Genomic DNA, 18553 nt, shown 5'->3' with positions numbered 1-18553 from the left:
ACCGGCCCGTTTTCACCGCGGACCAGCCTACGCCGGTCGACGGCGGTCACCCACGCAACGCCAGTGCGAAGGGGAGCACCCCGCGGGCCCCGGCCCGGCGCAGCTCTCGTCCGGCCATCGTCATCGCCCACCGCGAACCGATCTCGGTGTCGACCAGCAGGACGACCCGGTCCTTGACCGCTTCGGCGGTAGCCGGTTCAACGTGGAAGGCGCCGTAGAGATTCTGCACCCGGTAGGCACTGTTGACGTCGGGGGATCCCGGGTCACGGGTGAAGGACAGGTGGCCGGCGTCTGCCATCCGTCCGATCCGTGCCAGGCCCTGTGCCAGGTCAGAACACGTCACCGGACGGGGTGTGCCCGGCATGCCGACGACCACGGTGGGGCGTTCGTCCCAGTCCCATTCCTGAAGCACGGTGATGCACCAGTCCGCGATATTCTTCGGCACCGGTGCGTCGTCGGCGCCGGGAGCCAGGAATCCCCTCAACACCTGGCCCGGTCCGAGGTCGGTGAACCGTGCGACGACCCGACCCTCGGCCACCCGCTCGTCGACCGGGATCCTGCCTTTCAACGGCACCCCGATCGTCGCCATGCCGGAAGGCCACTGGCCACGCGTCTCCACCGGGACGCCGATCCCCGACAGGATGCGGCGTGCGCCGGAGGTCCGGTCGTCGGTGACGTCGGCATCCCACCACTGGCCGGCGCAGACATCGCACCGGCCACAGTCACGGGCGTGGGGGTCGTCGAGGGTTTCGGCGAGGAACCGCATCCGGCACCGGTGACCGGCCTCGTACTCGAGCATGGCGTCCGCCTCGTGCCGGCGAGCCTGAGCCACCGCCGCATAGCGCTCCGCGTCGTAGGACCACGGGACGCCGGTGGCGACGAATCCACCCTGGACCCGGTCGACGGCCCCGTCGACCTGAAGGGTCTTCAGCAACAGGTCCAGGCGGGAGCGTTTCACCCCGACCAACGGTTCCAACGCGGGTACCGACAGCGGGGATTCCGCATCGGCCAGGGCGGCCAGCACGGCCTGCGCCTCACCGTCGTCCGGCATGGACGCCGTCGCGAAGTACTCCCAGATGTTCGGGTCCTCGCCACCAGGCAGCAGGAGGACGTCCGCGTTGTCCGTGGCGCGACCTGCGCGACCGACCTGCTGGTAGTAGGCCACCGCGGAACTCGGGGCACCCAGGTGGACGACGAAACCGAGGTCGGGTTTGTCGAACCCCATGCCCAGTGCACTGGTGGCGACCAGTGCCTTGAGTTCGTTGTCCTTCAACGACTGCTCCAGCCGTGCCCGGTCCTCGGCGTCGGTGCGTCCGGTGTAGGTCGCCACGTCCCAGCCGGCCTCCGCCAGCGCTCTCGTCGTGTCTTCGGCGGCGGAGACGGTCAGGGTGTAGATGATGCCGGAACCGTGGAAGTCCCCGAGATGCTGGGCCAGCCACCCGATGCGGTGTTCGGCGGTGGCTGTCGGGGCGACGCCGAGACGAAGTGAGTCCCGGGACAGGGCACCGCGGACGACCATCGTGTCCTCGCCGAGTTGCGCGGCGACGTCGGCGACCACGCGGCTGTTCGCCGTCGCCGTGGTCGCCAGCACCGGAAGCTCGGCAGGCAGGCCGTCGAGGAGGGCACCGATCCGGCGGTAGTCGGGCCGGAAGTCGTGCCCCCAGTCCGAGATGCAGTGCGCTTCGTCGACCACGATCATCCCCACCCCGGCGCGTGACGGGTCGAGGAGAACGTCGAGGACGTTCCTGCGGAAGCTCGGGTTCGTCAGCCGTTCCGGCGAGATCAGCAGGACATCGAGGTCACCAGCGGTGAGACTGTCCAGCACGGACGACCATTCGGTCGCGTTCGACGAGTTGATGGTTGCCGCGTGCACTCCGGCGCGCTCGGCCGCGGCGACCTGGTCACGCATCAGTGCCAGTAGCGGGGAGATGATCAACGTCGGTCCGCGTTCAGCACCGTAGCCTTCCCGGATGAGGCGGGCGGCGACGAAGTACACGGCCGATTTTCCCCACCCGGTCCGCTGGACGACGAGGACGCGTCTGTGGTCGTTGACGAGCGCCGCGACGGCCTCGAACTGTCCGTCGCGGAAGTTGGCGTCGGCACGTCCGGTGAGTTCACGCAGGATCTCGGTGGCACGGACGCGGAGTCGGTCGTCGAAGGGGTTGTCGCTCGGCATGGGCTCCACCATAGAACACACCCCGGACACGGAAACCCGGGCCGGACGGCCGGACGGGCCTACCGTTTCCAGTCGTCCGAACGGACCACCACGATCCCCAGACAGATGACAGTGAGGACGATGACGCCACCCACCGTCATCATCAGGTACCCCAGGGCCCACAGTCCGGTGATGTCAGCCCCGTCGGCATCGACCGCATAGGCCGTGGTGAGGCTGGACAGTCCGCCGAGCGCCACGGTGAACGGCCCCGTCCATGGCCACCGGGTCCGGTTGCCCAGCCACACCAGGACGGCGAAGGCGGAGACGGTGGCACCGACCGCGAGCACCGGCGCGATACTGCCCGGTGGGGCCCAGCTGAACCAGACCAGCCAGAGCAGGATCCCCGCCACCACGCCGGAGATGGCGGCTGAGGTGTTGCCCATCCGGGCACGGTCGTCGGACGGGGGAGCGGACCTCTTTCGTTCGACGGTATGGACGGCCACCAGAATCAGGGCGCAGACCAGCAGCAGGGGTGCGCCGAACTGCGTCATCGTGAACCCGGTGTCGAGGAGGTTCCCGGCAAGGTGCATGTCGCTCACCGTGCCCGGCTCCGGACCAGGACGATGCCGGTGGCGATGGCCGCCAGGATGAATCCGGCGATGAAGACGATCATCAGGTAGCCCACACCCCACAGGCCCGTGGTGTCGTAGAAGCTGGCATCGACGGCGTAGGCGGAGGAGAACCCGAACAGTCCGCCGAGCGCCACGACGAACGGCCCCGTCTGCCGCCACCGGGTGACGGCCCCGATCCCGACGACGGCAGTGAGGGCGGTGACGACGGCTCCGACGATCGCCCAGGTCGCATAGCCGGCAGGATTGCCCCAACTGAACCAGAGCAGCCACAGCGAGACACCGACCGCGACACCGGATACCGCGGCGCCGACATTGCCCAGCGCCCGACCGTCCGTCCGGAGTTCGTCGGCGTTCTCGCGCTCCGACAGGTGCATGAACACCAGCACGAGAGCCGGAACCCCCATGGGAATACCGCCGAACAGCAGAACCACCCGCAATACTCCCAGAAGCGTATCCACGGTACTCATGTTTCTCAGCCTAGTGAATGTTAACCGTATTGGCATCGCCGGGAAACATTTACCCGCTAACATAACGGCGATGGGATTGAGAACACGTAAACTCCTGCGCAGCCCCGCCGTGATGATCGGGGTGGGAGCGGTCGCCGGAATGGTCTTCGGACTGATTGTCGGTGACTGGGCGGCGAACCTGCAGTTTATCGGGGACATGTTCATCCGGTTGATCCAGATGTCGATCGTCCCCCTCGTCATGGCGTCCGTCATTGTCGCCACCGGGTCAATGTCCGGAAAGGGGACAGGGCTTGTCGCGGCCCGGACATTCGGATGGATGCTGGCCTTCTCCTTCCTCGCCGCCGTTCTCGCCTGGGGTCTCGGCAGCGTGATTCGTCCCGGGGACGGCATGGTCTTCACCGGTGAGTTGGACCCGTCACTGGAGGAGGGGGCACGGCAGGCGGGCACCTGGCAGGACACCCTGCTGGGATTCGTGTCCACCAACGTCGTCGAGGCGATGGCGAGTGCCGACATGCTGCCGATCATCGTGTTCTCCCTCATCTTCGGGATCGCGCTGAACCGCTACATGGCGCAGACCGGGAACCGGACGTTGATCGGGATCTTCGAGGGGATCCAGGCGGTGGTCCTCACCATGATCCAGTACGTGATGTACATCGCGCCCCTGGGCGTGTTCTGCCTGCTGGCCGCGCTGACCGGTGAGCAGGGGATCGCGGTGATCACCTCTGCAGTCAAGTACCTCATGGCCACCTTGACCGGTGTGCTGATCCTCATGGTGGTCTTCGTCCTCGTCATCTGGGCACGGACCCGGTTGAACGTGTGGAAGCTGCCGCCCAAGCTGGTGGAGCAGACGGTTGTCGCGGTGACGACCACGAGCTCTGCCGTCACCTTCCCGACCGTGCTGCGCAACACCGTGGAGAAGGTCGGGGTGAGCCCGAGGGTCGCGAACTTCACCCTCTCCATCGGTCTGACCATGGGTTCCTACGGGGCGGTCCTCAACTACATGATCGTGATCCTGTTCCTGGCGCAGGCGGGGGGAGTGGAGCTGAGCTTCGGGCAGATCGTCCTGGGCGTGGCACTGTCGATCATGCTGAACATGGGGACGATCACCGTCCCCGGTGGTTTCCCGGTCGTCGCCATGTTCCTCGCGGCGTCCCTGGACCTTCCCGTCGAGGCCGTCGGCCTGTTGATTGCGGTGGACTGGTTCACCGGGATTCTGCGGACCTTCCTCAACGTCAACGGCGACACCTTCGTGGCGATGCTGGTGGCGGCGTCCGACGACGACATCGACCGCGACATCTACAACGGACACCGGGCCTTTGACCCCGACATCGATCTTGAACCCGACAGCGCCCCCGACGCTCCCACGGACCGGGGTCTGGCATCGGAGGGGACGTGACGACGGATCCGTTGACCGGGGGAGTCGGGTGCGCTCACTGGCGAACCTCCCGTGACGTCGTCGCGATCAGGTTCCACTGCTGTGGTCGGGCCTACCCGTGTCTGCACTGTCACGACGAGGCGGAGGACCACCGCATCGTGCCGTGGCCCCGCGAACTCTTCGACACCGGGGAGGCCGTCCTGTGCCGGAGGTGCGGACACTGGATGACGGTGAGCGCGTACCTCGACAGTGGATCGTCCTGCCCGGCGTGCGCAGCGGAATTTAATCCGGGGTGCTCGTTGCACGCCCACCTGTACTTCGACATCGGAGTCGGGTGACCGGCAGAGGGGCGGACACCGACATGGTTGAAACCGTGCGCTGCAGCATGGTATGCAGGCAAGGAGCAGCAGGTACAGTCTGCGGGTGACGGGCCGCCGGTCGGTCCGGAACCGACATGTTCACCGGATACCTACACTTTTTGGAGAGTCACCGTGACCCCTACACCGGTTGCCGCACCACTGGAGCTGCCGTGCGGCACCACACTGAAGAACCGTCTCGTGAAAGCGGCGACGAGCGAGGGCCTGGCGACGCCGTCGGGCGGGCCGTCCAACCAGCACCTCGACCTGTACCGGCGGTGGGCACACGGAGGGTCCGGCCTGGTGGTGACCGGCGGGGTCATGGTCGACTCCGAACACCGGGGGGAGCCGGGGTCGGTCGTGGCCACCGATGACCGCCACCTCGACATGCTGCGCAGTTGGGCGACGGCCGGCACCGTGAACGACACCCACCTGTGGATGCAGCTCAACCACCCCGGCAAGCAGTCGCCGCGGAGCATCAACAAGTACCCCGTCGCCCCCAGCGCGGTGCCCCTGGGGGGACGCATCGGGCGCTACTTCGCCGACCCGCGTGAGCTCACGGTCTCCGACATCGAGTTGATCGTGTGGCGCTTCGCCTACACCGCGCTCATCGCACGCGAGACGGGCTTCACCGGTGTGCAGATCCAGGCGGGTCACGGCTACCTCATCAACCAGTTCCTGTCCCCGGCGGACAACCTGCGTTCTGACGAGTACGGCGGCGACCTGGACGCACGGATGCGGTTGCTCGTCGAGGTCTACGGCGCGGTGCGCAAGAAAGTCGGCGACGACTTCCCGGTCTCCGTGCGACTCAATGCCTCGGACGGGGTGCCCGGCGGTTTCGGTGAGGAGGAGTCGCTCCAGGTCGCGCAGAAGCTCGCCGAGCTGGGCGTGGACGTCATCGAGATCTCCGGCGGCACGTACGCCACCCCGTTGATGCTCGGCGACGAGGTCGACGCCACCGGCGAGACCGGGGAGATCTTCTTCGGGGACCACGCCCGCGCCGTCCGTGACGCGGTGGATGTTCCCGTCCTCGTCACCGGTGGCTTCCGGTCTGCCGCGGACGTCGAGCGTGGTCTGGACGAGGGGATGGGTGATCTGGTCGGGATGGCGCGGCCCATGGTGCTGCTCCCGGAGCTGGCCAATGAGATCATCAACCACGGTGACCGTGAGCGCGTGCGTCTGCCCCGGTTGACCACGCATCTCGAGTCGTTGGACGAGCACACCGAGTCACTGATGGGGACGACCTGGTACGAGATGCAGATGGACCGGATCACTGACGGGCGTGCCGTCGGGGGCGACGGGCTGGCCGCCCTGTGGTACGCAGCGAAGCGTCACGGGGTGCGGGCGGTGTTCCCGCGTCGCTGACGTCCGTGCCGCCGGGAGTCGCCAGGAGCCGGTCGTTGATGTCGTTGATGTCGTTGACGGCTGCGGTGGACACACCTACACTTGTGAGCACTGTAAACATTTGGTCGACTCCACGGTACGGAAGGCACGATGGCAGAAGCACACGATCACACAACCACCCCGGAAAGCCCGGAACGCCCCTATGACGTGGTGCTTTTCGGAGCGACCGGGTTCGCCGGCGGCCTCACCGCGGACTACATCGCAGGCCGACTTCCGCAGCAGGGTCGGCTGGCCCTCGCGGGTCGGAACCGGAGCAAGCTCGAGGCCGTCCGGGACCGTCTGACCGGCATCAATCCGGCACTGTCTGACATGGACCTGCTGCACGCCGACTCCACGGACCCCGCGTCCCTGGTCAGTGTGGCACGGTCGGCGAAGGTCGTCATCAGCACGGTGGGGCCGTACCTGGAGTACGGCGCCCCCCTCGTCGCCGCGTGTGCACAGGAGGGGACCGACTACGTGGACCTGACCGGGGAACCGGAGTTCGTCGACCGGATGTTCCTGGACCATGACGCCACCGCCCGCAGGACCGGTGCCCGTCTCGTGCACGCGTGCGGTTTCGACTCTGTCCCCCATGACCTCGGCGCCCTCTACACCGCCATGCAGCTCCCCGGGGAGGGGGCGATGGAGATGCGCGGCGTGGTCCGTACCAATGCGGCGCTGTCGGGGGGAACCCTGCAGTCAGGACTGACACAGTTGTCCCGGCTGTGGCCGATGCGTCAGGCGGCGAGGCAGCGGCGGCAGCTGGAGACGCGGCCGTCCGGTCGTCGGGTCCGTCTGTCGTTGGGGCGGCCACGACGGGACACGGTCACGGGCACCTGGCTGATTCCCCTGCCCACGATCGACGGGCAGATCGTCGTGCGCTCGGCGGCGGCGCGGGCCGACTACGGGACGGATTTCACCTACTCACACAACGCCGGAGCGCGGAAGTTCCGGACGGTACCCGCATCCGTTGTCGGCTTCGCGCTGGGGTTGGTCGCCGTGCAGGTCCCACCGGTCCGGCGGGCGATCGCCAGGCGAATCCCCACCGGGGACGGCCCGTCGCAGGAGCGTCGGGACAGGACGTGGTTCACCGTCGACCTCGTCGGATCCGAAGCAGGGGCGACGGTGCACACGCGGGTCAGCGGCGGAGATCCGGGCTACACCGACACCGCGAAGATGCTGGCGGAGTCCGCACTGTCGCTGGCGTTCGACGACAACCCGGATATCGCCGGCCAGCTCACCCCCGCGACCGCGATGGGGGAGAATCTCATCGACCGGCTCTCTACGGCAGGGATCTCCTTCGAGATCGTCGGCTGAGCGGCACCGGACTCCGGCCGTGTCGCTGGGGTACCCTGTGTGGATGACAGCTCCCCTGGATGACGGCCCCTTCTTCCACGGCACCGCAGTACCCCTGCGGCCCGGCGACCTGTTGACCGCCGGTCACCCGTCGAACTACCGTCCCGACGTGGTCATGAACCACGTGTACTTCACCGCGTTGCCGGACGGGGCGGGTCTGGCGGCGGAACTGGCGGTCGAGCTCAGGGTGGAGCGTACGGGGGACGTCGCCGAGGGTGACCTCGGCGAACAGGCCGTCGTCCCTCACGTCTACGAGGTCGAACCGACCGGGTCATTCGAGAATGATCCGAATGTGACGGACAAGAAGTTCCCCGGGAATCCGACGCGGTCGTTCCGCAGCGCGGAACCGGTGCGGATCGTCCGCGAAGTGAGCGACTGGACACGGCTGACCACCGAGGCGCTGCAGGGGTGGCGTGACCGGCTGATCTCGAAGAAGCCGGAGGAACGTGGCGAGATCCTCAACTAGTTGTCCGGTGCCACCGGCGAGGTCATGATAGACCGCATGACTGATTCCCCACGACCACGGCACCGGGTTCTGAAGACCGTCGGTGCCGTTCTTCTGGCCGTCATCGTCGCTGTCGTCGCCGTCACCGTCGTCTCGTCGGTCCGGCACAGCATCCCCGGCCTCAACATCCCCGAGCCGACCCGCCTGGCCCAGATCGCCACCGAGGCGCCGTCGGCACAGGGGCGGCATTTCCCCAGCCGCCCGGTGGAGAACGCCGGTCCCGTCGACGAGATACCTGCGTCTGACGCATCTGACGCATCTGACGCATCGGGTGCCGGCATGCCGGACACCGTGCCGTGGAAGGGCCGTGACATCCCGGTGCAGGAGATGCTCGACACCACTGAGAGCCGGGCATTCGTGGTGCTGCACAAGGGTGCCCTCGTCGACGAGTGGTACGCCGACGATCTCGCACCGGACAGCAGGCTGTCATCCTGGTCGATGGCGAAGTCGGTCGTGTCACTGATGGTTGGGCAGGCCGTGGGACGGGGAGAACTGTCCGAGGACGATCTGATGGTCGACATCCTGCCGGAGTTCCGCGTCGAGAAGAACGCCGACGGCACTGAGCCGGACTACAACCGGATCACCGTCCGTGACCTGCTCGACATGGCGTCCGGGATCGACGTCCCGGAGAACTACAACCCCTGGTGGCCGATGACCGGTACCGCGCGACTGCTGCTCAGCACCGACCTGCCGGGTTACCTGATGAAGCACCGGGAGACCTCCTTCACGCCGGGGTCGCGTTCGGAGTACCGCAGCGTCGACACCCAGATGCTGTCGATGGTCCTGACCCGGGTCACCGGGAAGCCGTTGTCCGAGCTCGCTTCCGAGGGGATCTGGACGCCCGTGGGTGCGGAGTTCGACGCGACGTGGAACCTCGACCGCGACGGGGGGATCGAGAAGGGGTTCTGCGGCCTCAACGCCGCGCCCCGTGACTTCGCGCGTATCGGGCAGATGGTGCTGGACGACGGCGCGGTCGGTGACCGGCAGGTCGTCCCCACCGACTGGATCGACCGGATCTCGACGCCGGGGGACAGGACGATCGACGGATGGGGGTATTCGGCGCAGTTCTGGGCCGCTCCCGGAGGCGACGGTGACTTCAACGCCCTGGGGGTCTACGGCCAGTACATCTGGATCGACCCGGCGACAGAGACCGTGATCGTCAAACTCAGTGACCTGGGTACCGAGCAGGACGAGCTGGAGACCGTGGAGGCGATGAGGTCCATCGCCGCCCAGCTCGACGGACAAGACTGAACCCCCGCACCGTCCCACCGGTGGGTGGGGAGGTGCGGGGGTCCGTCCTTCGGGGTGGCTGACGGGACTCGAACCCGCGACACCCAGGATCACAACCTGGTGCTCTACCAGCTGAACTACAGCCACCATGCATGCACAACGGCAACCAGGCCCGGCGTCGTTGCTGCAGCGGAGTTCATACTAGACCACGGTCGGCAGGCACGCCAAACGGGCCCCTCACCGTCAGACGGGATTCGCGGCGGACGCCTCGTCGGCGAACTCCTTGGCCTCGTTGTTGCTCGGGCCGGGGGCGGCGACGAACAACGCGCGACGATAGTAGTCGAGCTCCCGGATGGACTCGCGGATGTCTGCCAGGGCCCGGTGCTGCATGCCCTTGTCCGGCTGGTTGCTGTAGGCGCGCGGGTACCAGCGGCGGGCGAGTTCCTTGATCGAGGACACGTCGATCATGCGGTAGTGCAGGAAGTTGTCCAGCTCCGGCATGTAGCGGGCGATGAACTTACGGTCGCTGGCGATGGAGTTGCCGGCCAGGGGGGCGGCGCCGGCGACGGGGACGTAGGTCTTGAGGTACTCCACGACCTGAGCTTCGGCGTCGGCGACGCTCACCGGGCTCTCACGGATCTGCTCGGTGAGGCCCGAGTCCGCGTGCATCTTCGTGACGAAGTCGTCCATTCCGGCGAGTTCGTCCTCGGAGGCGTGGATGACGATGTCGATGCCGTCGTCCAGCGGTGTCAGGTCGGCGTCGGTGACGACGACGGCAATCTCGACGAGGACGTGGTGGTCGGGGTCCAGGCCGGTCATCTCACAGTCGGCCCAGACGATACGGTCATTCTTGGCGATCTGATTCGGAGTCAATGCGGTGTCCTTCTGGGTCTTTACTAGTCTTCGGCCATGCGGGAGTAGGCTGCGCCGAACAAGGGGGCGGTCAGGCGTCGGGGAACGTAGGTGGAGATCACGTTCGCCACCTTCGACAGTCCACCGGGGACGACACGGAGCTTGTTCGCCGCCAGGGCGTCGAGGGTCTCGGTCGCGCAGTCCGGGTAGGTCGTCCACACGAAGTCGGGGGTGGCACGGTCGACGATCGTACGCTCCGCGTCGTCCTTCATCTCCTCGCGGACCGGTCCCGGGGCGAGGAGGGTGCAGCGTACGCCGGTCTTCTTCAGCTCGTAGTGCAGGGCCTCGGTGAAGGTGTTGACCATGGCCTTGGTGCCGACGTAGGTGGCGTTGTTCGGGATCGCGGCGTTGCCGGCGACCGACCCGACGTTGACGATGCCGGCGTCCCCGCCGGCCACCATGCCCGGCAGGACCGCGGCGGTGAGTTCGAAGACCGCCGTGGCGTTGAGTTCGAACTGCAGTCGTTCGTAGGACGGGTCGAGCGTGCGGAACTGCCCGAAGGTCGCCACGCCGGCGGAGTTGATGATGATGTGGACGTCGCGCGTCCTGAGCTCCTCGATGAGCGCGGCGCGCGCCGTGGCGTCGGCGAGGTCGCAGGCGCGGATGTCGACGGTCACGTCCGAGCGTGCCGTCGCGAGCTCGTCGCGGATTCGTTCCATCGGCGCGGTGGTGCGGGCGACGAGGAGCAGGTTGTGTCCGCGGCGGCCGAGCTCCTGTGCGATCGCCTGTCCGATGCCGGACGATGCGCCGGTGACGACGGCGACGCGGTCAGGTCCGGGGGAGGGCAGGGAGGTGGTGCGGGGGGAACGTCGGAACACGGTGGGGGAACTCCTCGGCGGTGACGGTGCGAAATGCCTTTCAGGCTACACGGCGGTCCGGACGGGACGTCGGGCGAGTGTGGGCCTTGCGGGAGTTGGTCGGACCACACGGGGAGATGCATGATCCGGGGGAACGGGGTTGACGACAGGGGTGCCGAGTGTGTGACAGATGCCACCGGTGGCTAGGGTTGGCGGGTCTTTGCCGCACAACGGGGGTGGGCGGTGACCCCGTGCCGTCACCCCTGCGGGTAGCCCCGGGCACAGAAAACATTAGCCATGGGATAGTACCCGCCTTACCCTGGTACTGACGTTCACCGACTTCACGAGAGGACACACCATGTCTGCACACACCGACGGCGACGAGCAGCCGTCTGACCAGGACCGTCCGCCGCACGCCGTCGCCACGGACACTGACCCGGCGGGGCCGGCCGGTACCGGCGACTCCGACGCCCCGTCCGACTCCGCCGACTCCGCCGAGGTGGAGCGCGCCACCAACCGCAGGAAGTTCATCGGCCTCGGTGTGGGTCTGCTGCTCGCCGTCATCATCTACTTCGTCTTCCCGTCGAACGGTGCAGACCTGGTCAACGAGGCACATCCGGAGGACGAGAACGGACCGTTCTCCCTCAGCTCGATGAGTATCACCGCTGCGGTGATGGTGCTCATGGGCGCATGGTGGATGACCGGGGCGCTGCCGTTGGCGGCGACCGCCATGGTGCCGCTGGTCGTGTTCCCGATCCTGCAGGTCGCCTCCATGGCGGATGCGGCGTCGCCCTACGCAGACCCCACGATCTTCCTGTTCATGGGTGGTTTCGTCCTGGCTCTCGGCATCCAGCGCTGGGGCCTGCACCGGCGCATGGCGCTGCTGGTGGTGCGTTTCGTGGGGACCAGGCCGAAGCAGCTGGTGCTCGGATTCATGATCGCCACCGGCTTCATGTCGATGTGGGTGTCCAACACCGCCACCGCGGTCGTCATGCTGCCCATCGGCGTCTCCGTCCTGTCGCTGACCGCCGAGCGCGTCGGCGGGTGGGACAAGCAGAAGAAGTTCGCCACCGCACTGATGCTGGCCATCGCCTACTCGGCGTCCATCGGCTCCCTCGGCACGCTGATCGGTACCCCGCCGAACGCCTTCCTGGCGGCGTACATGTCCTCCACCCACGGCATCGAGATCGGTTTCGGCCGGTGGATGATGGTCGGACTTCCGCTGGCGATCGTGTTCACCGTCATCGCCTGGCTGGTGCTCGTGACCGTGTTCAAACCGGAGATGACCGAGATCCCCGGCGGCAAGGAACTGATCCAGAAGGAGATCGACGACATGGGCGCCATGACGGTGCCGGAGAAGGTCGCCGGGGTGATCTTCCTGCTGACCGCCGTCGCCTGGATCACGATCCCGCTGCTCGCCGAGTACACGGAATGGTGGACCATCAGCATCGCGGACGCGGCGATCGCGATGACGGCCGCCGTGGTGATGTTCACCGTGCCGGTGAACAGGCGAGGAACCCGTGTCATGGACTGGGACCACGCCAAGGAGCTGCCGTGGGACGTGCTGATCCTGTTCGGCGGCGGTCTCTCCCTGTCGTCGATGGTGACCGCCTCCGGCCTGTCGCTGTGGATCGGCGAGATGGTCAAGGGGATGGAGGCGCTGCCGTTGGTACTGCTGGTCGTCGCCATCACGGCGGTGGTCCTGGCGCTCACCGAGTTCACGTCGAATACCGCGACGGCGGCGACGTTCATCCCGATCATGGGTGGCGTCGCCATCGGTATCGGACTGACCGGAGACGGGATGATGAACATCATGCTGCTGGTCGCACCCACCGCACTCGCCGCGACGTGCGCGTTCATGCTGCCGGTGGCCACCCCGCCGAACGCGATCGCCTACGGCTCGGGCTACGTCAGGGCCGGGGACATGCTCAAGGGAGGTATCTGGCTGAACCTCGTCGCGGTCGTTCTGATCACTCTGACGGTGTTCGCCCTGGCTGTCCCCGTGTTCGGGCTGACGCTCGGATAACCCCGCTTCGTCGGGTGGCTGCCCGGACAGGTAGCGTCGGACACAGATGTTCTCAGGTAATGCAGGGAGAGTGGACCGAGTGGACGCCGACGCGCCCCAGCCGTCCGACCCGTCCCCGCGGGGGGAGCGTGACGCTCAGAGCGCTCAGAGCACCCACAGCGCTCACCGTGGCCGGCGAGAATACATCGGACGGGTCGGCTGGGTCGATGCCGCGAAAGGCCTGTGCATTCTGCTGGTCGTCGCCGGACATGCCAACATCACCCTGAACAACAACGGGTACGACACCGGCATCTGGGAGAGAGTAAGCCTGATGCTGGGGCCGTTCCGTATGCCGCTGTTCTTCCTGCTGACGGGCCTGTTCGCGGCGAAAGCCCTCTCCGAGCGGTGGCGGTCGTTCGCCGACCGGCGGGTCTGGATCATGGTGTGGCTGTTCGTGTTGTGGGTGCCGATCCGGGAGATCTGGCTGTCGATGGTGCCGCTCACCTCCGTGGGAAACAGTGACGGTGTCCCTGCCCCGCAAGGGCTCGACCCGGAGAACTGGGGGCCGATGGCAGAACGCATCGCGCTGTCGGTGCTGGGGCCGGAGTCCTACCTGTGGTTCGTCTACGCCCTGGCACTGTTCGCGGTGCTGTCGAAACTGACGCGCCGGGTCCCGCCGGTGGTCCAGGTTCTCGTGGCAGGCGCGGTGAGCGTGCTGAGTCCCCTGGCGGAGTTCGGGTGGCCGTGGAACGACATTCTGCGGACGTACGTCTTCTACCTGGTGGGAATGTACGGCGCCCCGTGGATCCACCGGTTGGCGCAACGTCGGTCGCCGTGGATCATCGCCGGCTCAGTGTCTGTCTACGCAGCGGTGGCGATATGGATCGACGCCACCCACGACCACTTCAACTTCGGGCTCAACGGTCCCGTCCGGCTGTTCCTCGCCCTGGTGGGCATCATCGCGGTGGTCAGCATCTTCTCCTACATGGACTCCTGGCGCATCACCGTGCCGTTCAGCATCGTCGGCTCGCGGACACTACCGGTGTTCCTGATGCACATCATGGTGCTGGCGACCGTGGCCTTCGTCCTCGACCTCGTCCTGCCGGCGGACCCGGGGCTGCCACTGCAGCCACTGATTCTCGCGGGCATCGCCGCGGTGCTCTGCCTGGGGCTGCACAAGGTCCTCCTGGTGTGCGGCTTCTCGTGGCTGTTCCAGCGGCCCCGGTGGATGCGGCAGGCACGCTGAGCGTCACTTCCCGTGCGGGTCGGCCCCGTTCAACGCTGCCACCGTGTCCGCGTAGTCACCCCGGGCCTCGGAGTAGCGCAGGAATTTGACGCGCTCGACCTGGATCTCCGTCGCATCCGGCTGTGACTCGATGAGCTGGACGACTTCGGCGATGAACTCGTCCAGCGGCATCGCGATCGAACTCTCCCGCTGGCCGGGCATCAGGTCGGTGGCGACTGACGGTGGTACCAGCTCCAGGACGCCCACCGGAGTGTCGGACAGTTGGAGACGCAGGGACTCGCTGAGCTGGTGGATTGCCGCCTTGGTCGCGTTGTAGGACGGGGTCGCCTTCAGCGGGGTGAACGCCAGGCCGGAGGAGACGGTCATGATCGTCGCGTCCGGACGGGTCTGCAGGTGGTCGATGAAGGCGGCGATGAGCCGGACCGGGCCGAGCAAATTGGTGGTGACGGTCTGTTCGGCACTGGTGAGGAAGCCCTGGGGTGTCGTCCAGTCCTCCACCTGCATGATTCCGGCCATGGTGACCAGTACGTTGAGGTCGGGATGTTCTGCGAGGATCCGGTCGGCCGCGGCCCCGATGCTGTCGGGACGGGTGGTGTCGATCTCGACGGCGTGGATTCCGGGGTGGTCCCCGGTGATCTGGGCGAGGCGTTCGGTGCGTCGGCCGCCGATGATGACCTCGTTGCCTTTCTCCCGGAGGCTGAGCGCCAGAGCCAGGCCGATGCCGCTCGTCGCGCCGGGAATGAAGATGGTGTTACCTGTGATGTCCATGGCTCCGAGTCTCCGCCGGCACCGGACACGGGTCCAGAGACCGGTTATCGGGGGACTGCGGATCCCTGGTTGAGGAGCATCGCATCGGTGATACTGGGTGCCATGGATCAGACCATGGACCGTGACGCACTCGGAGCTTTCCTGTCCCGTCGTCGGGAGTCCCTCCAACCGGCGGATGTCGGTCTGCCCGTCGGGACGCGGCGACGGGCGGTCGGGCTGCGCCGCGAGGAGGTCGCCCTGTTGGCCGGGATGTCGGCGGACTACTACACCCGGCTCGAACAGGGGCGGAGTACCCGGCCGAGTCCGCAGATCCTCGGATCCCTGGCGCGGGGGCTCCGGCTGAGTCCCGATGAGCGGGACTACCTCTTCCGTGTTGCCGGGCTGAGCGCGCCGGAGCGACAGGACACCGGGGACTACGTCCCGCCGGCGCTGCTGAGGGTGCTGGACCGGTTGTCGGACACGCCCGCGTTGATCATCTCGGTGTTGGGGGAGACGCTGGTGCAGAACGGTCCGGCCACGGAGTTGTTCGGGGACCGCAGTCGTTTCACGGGCATGGAGCGCAGCGAAATCTACCGGTGGTTCATCCACCCGGAGACTGAACGGAGTCACTATCCGGTGCACGACCACGGTCGGCAGGGGAGGGCACAGGTGGCCTCGCTGCGCGCCGCGCTCGGAGCGCTGGGGCAAAGTTCGCGGGCCGCGGAGCTCGCCGGTGAGCTCCGCCGGCGAAGCGACGAGTTCGCCGCGTTGTGGGAGGAGCATGAGGTGCACCAACGGTTCGCGGACCACAAGACCCTCGTCCACTCTGAGCTCGGGCCGATCGAGGTCGACTGTCAGTCGTTGTTCACCGAGGACCGGCACCATGCCCTCCTGGTGCTCACCGCCGAGCCCCGTTCGGAGGCTGCCGGCAAACTCGAGCAGCTTGCCGCTCGCAGTGGGTGGTGAGCTGGGCGGGCCGGTGACGCGTGCAGGGAGGAGGTGACCCGCAGATGGTGCCCCCGGCAGGATTCGAACCCGCGACCGACCGGGTAGAAACCGGTTGCTCTCATCCACTGAGCTACGGAGGCTTGCGGTAGTCATCGTAGTGCACAGTGACCCGGTTGTGCGGAATCGGGGTACAGGGGTCCCAGCTAGTAACGTTCAGTGCATGTCCGACGCGGCCGTAGCCACCGAATCAGCCCCCAGCTCTCCAGGCGCCAACTCTCCGTCCTCCGCCCGTCCCGCCGGGCGCATCGGGTCACCGGTCGCCATCTACGTCATCGCGGCGGTGGTGGCGGGCCTCGTCGCTGCCGTCATCAGCGACGCATTCCTCGGCCAGTCGCTCGCCGCCCTCGGCATCCCGGACCCCGGCCCCGTCACGTCCTGGGGCGTGCCGTTGGTGCGGGGAACGGGCACCGTCCTGGCGTGCCTCGGCGTCGGCTCCTTCCTCATGAGTGCCTTCGGTGCGCAACCGCGCAAGGACGGTTACCTCGACCTCGACGGCTACCGGGCGTCCCGGACCGGCACGTGGGCGATGGCCGGGTGGGCGGTGTGCGCCCTGCTGTTGGTGCCGCTCTACCTCTCCGATGCCTCGAGCCAGCCGTTGCAGGACACGCTGCGCCCCGACATGTGGGGTGTGGCGATCGCGCAGGTCTCCACCGCCAAGGCGGTGCTGTGGATCGCCGGTATCGCCGCGGCCGTCACGGTGCTGTCCCTGTTCACGAGGCGCTGGATCTGGCAGCCGGTGTTCTTCGTGATCGCCGTCGCGTCGTTGATCCCGGTCGCGCTCGAGGGGCACTCCGCCTCCGGCGGCAACCACGACTACGGGGTGAACTCCCTGCTGTGGCACATCATCCTCGCCGCGGTCTGGATCGGCGGGCTCATGGCGCTCGTCGCGCACGCCGCGCGGCGTGGTCCGTTCCTCGCCGAGATCACCGGTCGGTACAGCGTCGTCGCCTTGTTCTGCATCATCGGTATCACGGTTTCCGGGCTGATCAACGCAGGCATCCGGCTGTCCTTCAGTGAGTGGTTCACCACCGACTACGGCCGGGTGATCCTGGCCAAGGCGGTGCTCACCGTCATCCTCGCCGGTATCGGGTTCGCCCACCGCCGGTGGACGATACCGCAGCTCGGCGCGTCTGGCGCGGCGTCCGCCAGACCAGCAGTGTGGTGGCGTCGTCCGTTCGTCCGTCTCGCACTGGTCGAGGTCTTCGTGATGGCGGCGACGGTCGGCGTGGCACTGTCGTTGACCCGCATCCCGCCGCCGGCAGAGGTGGTCGCCGACATCACCCCGGCGGAACTGATCATGGGCTTCGACGTCTCCGAGCCGTTCAGTCTCGCCGCGGTGCTCACCAACTGGCGCTTCGACCTGGTCTTCGGCACGATCGCCCTGCTGCTGCAGGCCGTCTACATGTGGGCCTGGATCGTCGTGCGGCGCCGCGGCGTGGAGTGGAAGGTCAGCCGCCTGGTGTGGTGGACACTGGGCAACCTGGTGCTGATCTTCGTTACGTGCTCCGGGCTCGGAATGTACTCCATGGCGATGTTCGCCCCACACATGCTGCAGCACATGGCGCTGACCATGCTCATCCCGGTGTTCTGGGTGTTGGGCGGTCCGATGACGCTGCTGCTGCGCGCGCTGCGCCCAGCCGGGCGGGACGGCCTGCAGGGTCCCCGCGAATGGCTGGTGGTCTTCATCAACAACCCGGTGTCCCGGTTCCTCACGAACCCGATCGTGGCGTCCTTCCAGTTCGTCGTCGGGTTCTACGCCCTGTACCTGTCGGACCTCTACAGTGACCTGGCCTCCGAACACGCCGGCCACCTGTTCATGATGATCCACTTCCTGATCTCCGGGTACCTGTTCTACTGGGTCGTCATCGGCGTGGACGCCGCACCGCGCCAGCTCAGCCCGTTCATGAAACTGCTCATGACCCTGGCCTCCATGGCCTTCCACGCCTGGTTCGGTATCGCGATGATGCAGATGGCACAGCCGCTGGCGGAGTCCTACTACCTGTCGCTGCAGCTGCCGTTCGACGTCGACCTCATGGAGCAGCAGCACACCGGCGGCGCGATCGCCTGGGGGCTCAGCGAACTGCCGCTGCTGGTCGTCAGTACCGCCCACGCGGTGCAGTGGCTGCGGCAGGACCGTAAGGACGCCGCCCGCTACGACCGCAAGGCCGACCGCGACAACGACGCCGACCTCGATGCCTACAACGCCATGCTCTCCGGGCTCGGCGAAGGACGGGACGCCGCTGCGGACGCGTACTACCGCACCGAGTACCGCGGCGACGAGGTCCAGGGCTACGTGCACTCGGACAAGGTGAAGCGGAACCACCACCACGGCCAACGCGACCAGCGCGACCAGCAGTGACCGGGGTTGTGGACAACTCC

At 67.2% G+C, this 18553-nt stretch carries 16 protein-coding genes and 2 tRNA genes; 10 read left to right on the top strand and 8 right to left on the bottom strand.

Annotated features, from left to right (window positions below; translation table 11 throughout):
* Positions 1 to 46: 46 nt before the first annotated feature.
* Genes PQI66_RS05925 through PQI66_RS05915 form a run of 3 tightly spaced genes read right to left on the bottom strand, consistent with a single transcriptional unit; the run spans position 47 to position 3254 of the window.
* Positions 47 to 2176: a RecQ family ATP-dependent DNA helicase gene (locus PQI66_RS05925; protein ID WP_339996716.1), complete on the bottom strand. Its 2130-nt coding sequence runs from the start codon at positions 2174 to 2176 to the stop codon at positions 47 to 49.
* Positions 2177 to 2235: 59 nt separating this feature from the next.
* Entirely contained in the window at positions 2236 to 2754 is a 519-nt protein-coding gene (locus PQI66_RS05920; RefSeq protein WP_339996715.1) for a hypothetical protein, read from the bottom strand.
* The gene (locus PQI66_RS05915) at positions 2751 to 3254 is read right to left on the bottom strand and encodes a hypothetical protein (RefSeq protein ID WP_339996714.1); all 504 of its coding nucleotides are present in this window, start codon (positions 3252 to 3254) and stop codon (positions 2751 to 2753) included. The genes PQI66_RS05920 and PQI66_RS05915 overlap by 4 nt, the downstream gene beginning before the upstream one ends.
* 70 nt (positions 3255 to 3324) lie before the next feature.
* Between PQI66_RS05915 and PQI66_RS05910 the strand changes: the two genes are divergently transcribed.
* The 6 genes from PQI66_RS05910 (at position 3325) to PQI66_RS05885 (ending at position 9480) form a co-directional block, all read left to right on the top strand.
* Positions 3325 to 4650, top strand: a complete 1326-nt coding sequence (locus tag PQI66_RS05910) for a dicarboxylate/amino acid:cation symporter (RefSeq protein WP_339996712.1) — start codon at positions 3325 to 3327, stop codon at positions 4648 to 4650.
* Positions 4647 to 4967, top strand: coding sequence for a CHY zinc finger protein (locus tag PQI66_RS05905; RefSeq protein WP_339996711.1), 321 nt, complete (start codon positions 4647 to 4649; stop codon positions 4965 to 4967). The genes PQI66_RS05910 and PQI66_RS05905 overlap by 4 nt, the downstream gene beginning before the upstream one ends.
* A gap of 153 nt (positions 4968 to 5120) precedes the next feature.
* Positions 5121 to 6350, top strand: coding sequence for an NADH:flavin oxidoreductase/NADH oxidase family protein (locus tag PQI66_RS05900; protein ID WP_339996709.1), 1230 nt, complete (start codon positions 5121 to 5123; stop codon positions 6348 to 6350).
* A gap of 129 nt (positions 6351 to 6479) precedes the next feature.
* Positions 6480 to 7685 (top strand): saccharopine dehydrogenase family protein, encoded by a 1206-nt coding sequence (locus PQI66_RS05895; RefSeq protein WP_339996708.1) that lies wholly within the window; start codon positions 6480 to 6482, stop codon positions 7683 to 7685.
* Between the two features lie 43 nt (positions 7686 to 7728).
* Complete coding sequence (locus tag PQI66_RS05890; protein WP_339996706.1) at positions 7729 to 8190, top strand: NAD(+)--rifampin ADP-ribosyltransferase; 462 nt, start codon at positions 7729 to 7731, stop codon at positions 8188 to 8190.
* A 36-nt stretch (positions 8191 to 8226) separates the two neighbouring features.
* Complete coding sequence (locus PQI66_RS05885; RefSeq protein WP_339996705.1) at positions 8227 to 9480, top strand: serine hydrolase domain-containing protein; 1254 nt, start codon at positions 8227 to 8229, stop codon at positions 9478 to 9480.
* Positions 9481 to 9533: 53 nt separating this feature from the next.
* Here PQI66_RS05885 and PQI66_RS05880 read toward each other — a convergent pair.
* From PQI66_RS05880 to cmrA, 3 genes are all read right to left on the bottom strand, one after another.
* Positions 9534 to 9606: transfer RNA gene (locus PQI66_RS05880), tRNA-His, on the bottom strand.
* A gap of 96 nt (positions 9607 to 9702) precedes the next feature.
* The gene (orn, locus tag PQI66_RS05875) at positions 9703 to 10278 is read right to left on the bottom strand and encodes an oligoribonuclease (RefSeq protein ID WP_420100254.1); all 576 of its coding nucleotides are present in this window, start codon (positions 10276 to 10278) and stop codon (positions 9703 to 9705) included.
* A gap of 77 nt (positions 10279 to 10355) precedes the next feature.
* Positions 10356 to 11189 (bottom strand): mycolate reductase, encoded by an 834-nt coding sequence (cmrA, locus tag PQI66_RS05870; RefSeq protein ID WP_339996702.1) that lies wholly within the window; start codon positions 11187 to 11189, stop codon positions 10356 to 10358.
* A gap of 337 nt (positions 11190 to 11526) precedes the next feature.
* Here cmrA and PQI66_RS05865 point away from each other — a divergent pair, with 337 nt between their 5' ends.
* A complete protein-coding gene (locus PQI66_RS05865) occupies positions 11527 to 13194 on the top strand; it encodes an SLC13 family permease (RefSeq protein ID WP_339996701.1) in 1668 nt (555 codons plus the stop codon).
* A 70-nt stretch (positions 13195 to 13264) separates the two neighbouring features.
* Positions 13265 to 14419 carry an acyltransferase family protein gene (locus PQI66_RS05860; RefSeq protein WP_339996700.1) on the top strand — a complete coding sequence of 385 codons (1155 nt, stop codon included), beginning with the start codon at positions 13265 to 13267 and terminating at the stop codon, positions 14417 to 14419.
* A gap of 3 nt (positions 14420 to 14422) precedes the next feature.
* Here PQI66_RS05860 and PQI66_RS05855 read toward each other — a convergent pair whose 3' ends face one another.
* A complete protein-coding gene (locus tag PQI66_RS05855; protein WP_339996699.1) occupies positions 14423 to 15187 on the bottom strand; it encodes an SDR family oxidoreductase in 765 nt (254 codons plus the stop codon).
* A gap of 114 nt (positions 15188 to 15301) precedes the next feature.
* Between PQI66_RS05855 and PQI66_RS05850 the strand changes: the two genes are divergently transcribed.
* Positions 15302 to 16132 carry a helix-turn-helix transcriptional regulator gene (locus PQI66_RS05850; protein ID WP_339996825.1) on the top strand — a complete coding sequence of 277 codons (831 nt, stop codon included), beginning with the start codon at positions 15302 to 15304 and terminating at the stop codon, positions 16130 to 16132.
* 45 nt (positions 16133 to 16177) lie between these two features.
* Here PQI66_RS05850 and PQI66_RS05845 read toward each other — a convergent pair.
* Positions 16178 to 16254, bottom strand: a tRNA-Arg gene (locus tag PQI66_RS05845).
* Between the two features lie 80 nt (positions 16255 to 16334).
* Here PQI66_RS05845 and PQI66_RS05840 point away from each other — a divergent pair.
* The gene (locus tag PQI66_RS05840) at positions 16335 to 18533 is read left to right on the top strand and encodes a cytochrome c oxidase assembly protein (protein ID WP_339996698.1); all 2199 of its coding nucleotides are present in this window, start codon (positions 16335 to 16337) and stop codon (positions 18531 to 18533) included.
* Positions 18534 to 18553: the final 20 nt, after the last annotated feature.

The organism is Corynebacterium sp. USCH3 (genome assembly GCF_037619475.1).
Lineage (GTDB): Bacteria > Actinomycetota > Actinomycetes > Mycobacteriales > Mycobacteriaceae > Corynebacterium.
The sequence above is the reverse complement of the archived record's forward strand: the minus strand, read 5'-3'. Positions and strand labels throughout refer to the sequence as shown.

Excerpts from the sequence above, each read along its gene's own strand:
- PQI66_RS05855 (WP_339996699.1), bottom strand. The coding sequence starts at position 15,187 with ATGGACATCACAGGTAACACCATCTTCATTCCCGGCGCGACGAGCGGC.
- PQI66_RS05865 (WP_339996701.1), top strand. The coding sequence starts at position 11,527 with ATGTCTGCACACACCGACGGCGACGAGCAGCCGTCTGACCAGGACCGT.
- PQI66_RS05925 (WP_339996716.1), bottom strand. The coding sequence starts at position 2,176 with ATGCCGAGCGACAACCCCTTCGACGACCGACTCCGCGTCCGTGCCACC.
- PQI66_RS05890 (WP_339996706.1), top strand. The coding sequence starts at position 7,729 with ATGACAGCTCCCCTGGATGACGGCCCCTTCTTCCACGGCACCGCAGTA.
- PQI66_RS05840 (WP_339996698.1), top strand. The coding sequence starts at position 16,335 with ATGTCCGACGCGGCCGTAGCCACCGAATCAGCCCCCAGCTCTCCAGGC.
- PQI66_RS05850 (WP_339996825.1), top strand. The coding sequence starts at position 15,302 with ATGGACCGTGACGCACTCGGAGCTTTCCTGTCCCGTCGTCGGGAGTCC.
- orn (WP_420100254.1), bottom strand. The coding sequence starts at position 10,278 with ATGACCGGCCTGGACCCCGACCACCACGTCCTCGTCGAGATTGCCGTC.
- PQI66_RS05915 (WP_339996714.1), bottom strand. The coding sequence starts at position 3,254 with ATGAGTACCGTGGATACGCTTCTGGGAGTATTGCGGGTGGTTCTGCTG.
- PQI66_RS05910 (WP_339996712.1), top strand. The coding sequence starts at position 3,325 with ATGGGATTGAGAACACGTAAACTCCTGCGCAGCCCCGCCGTGATGATC.
- PQI66_RS05895 (WP_339996708.1), top strand. The coding sequence starts at position 6,480 with ATGGCAGAAGCACACGATCACACAACCACCCCGGAAAGCCCGGAACGC.
- PQI66_RS05885 (WP_339996705.1), top strand. The coding sequence starts at position 8,227 with ATGACTGATTCCCCACGACCACGGCACCGGGTTCTGAAGACCGTCGGT.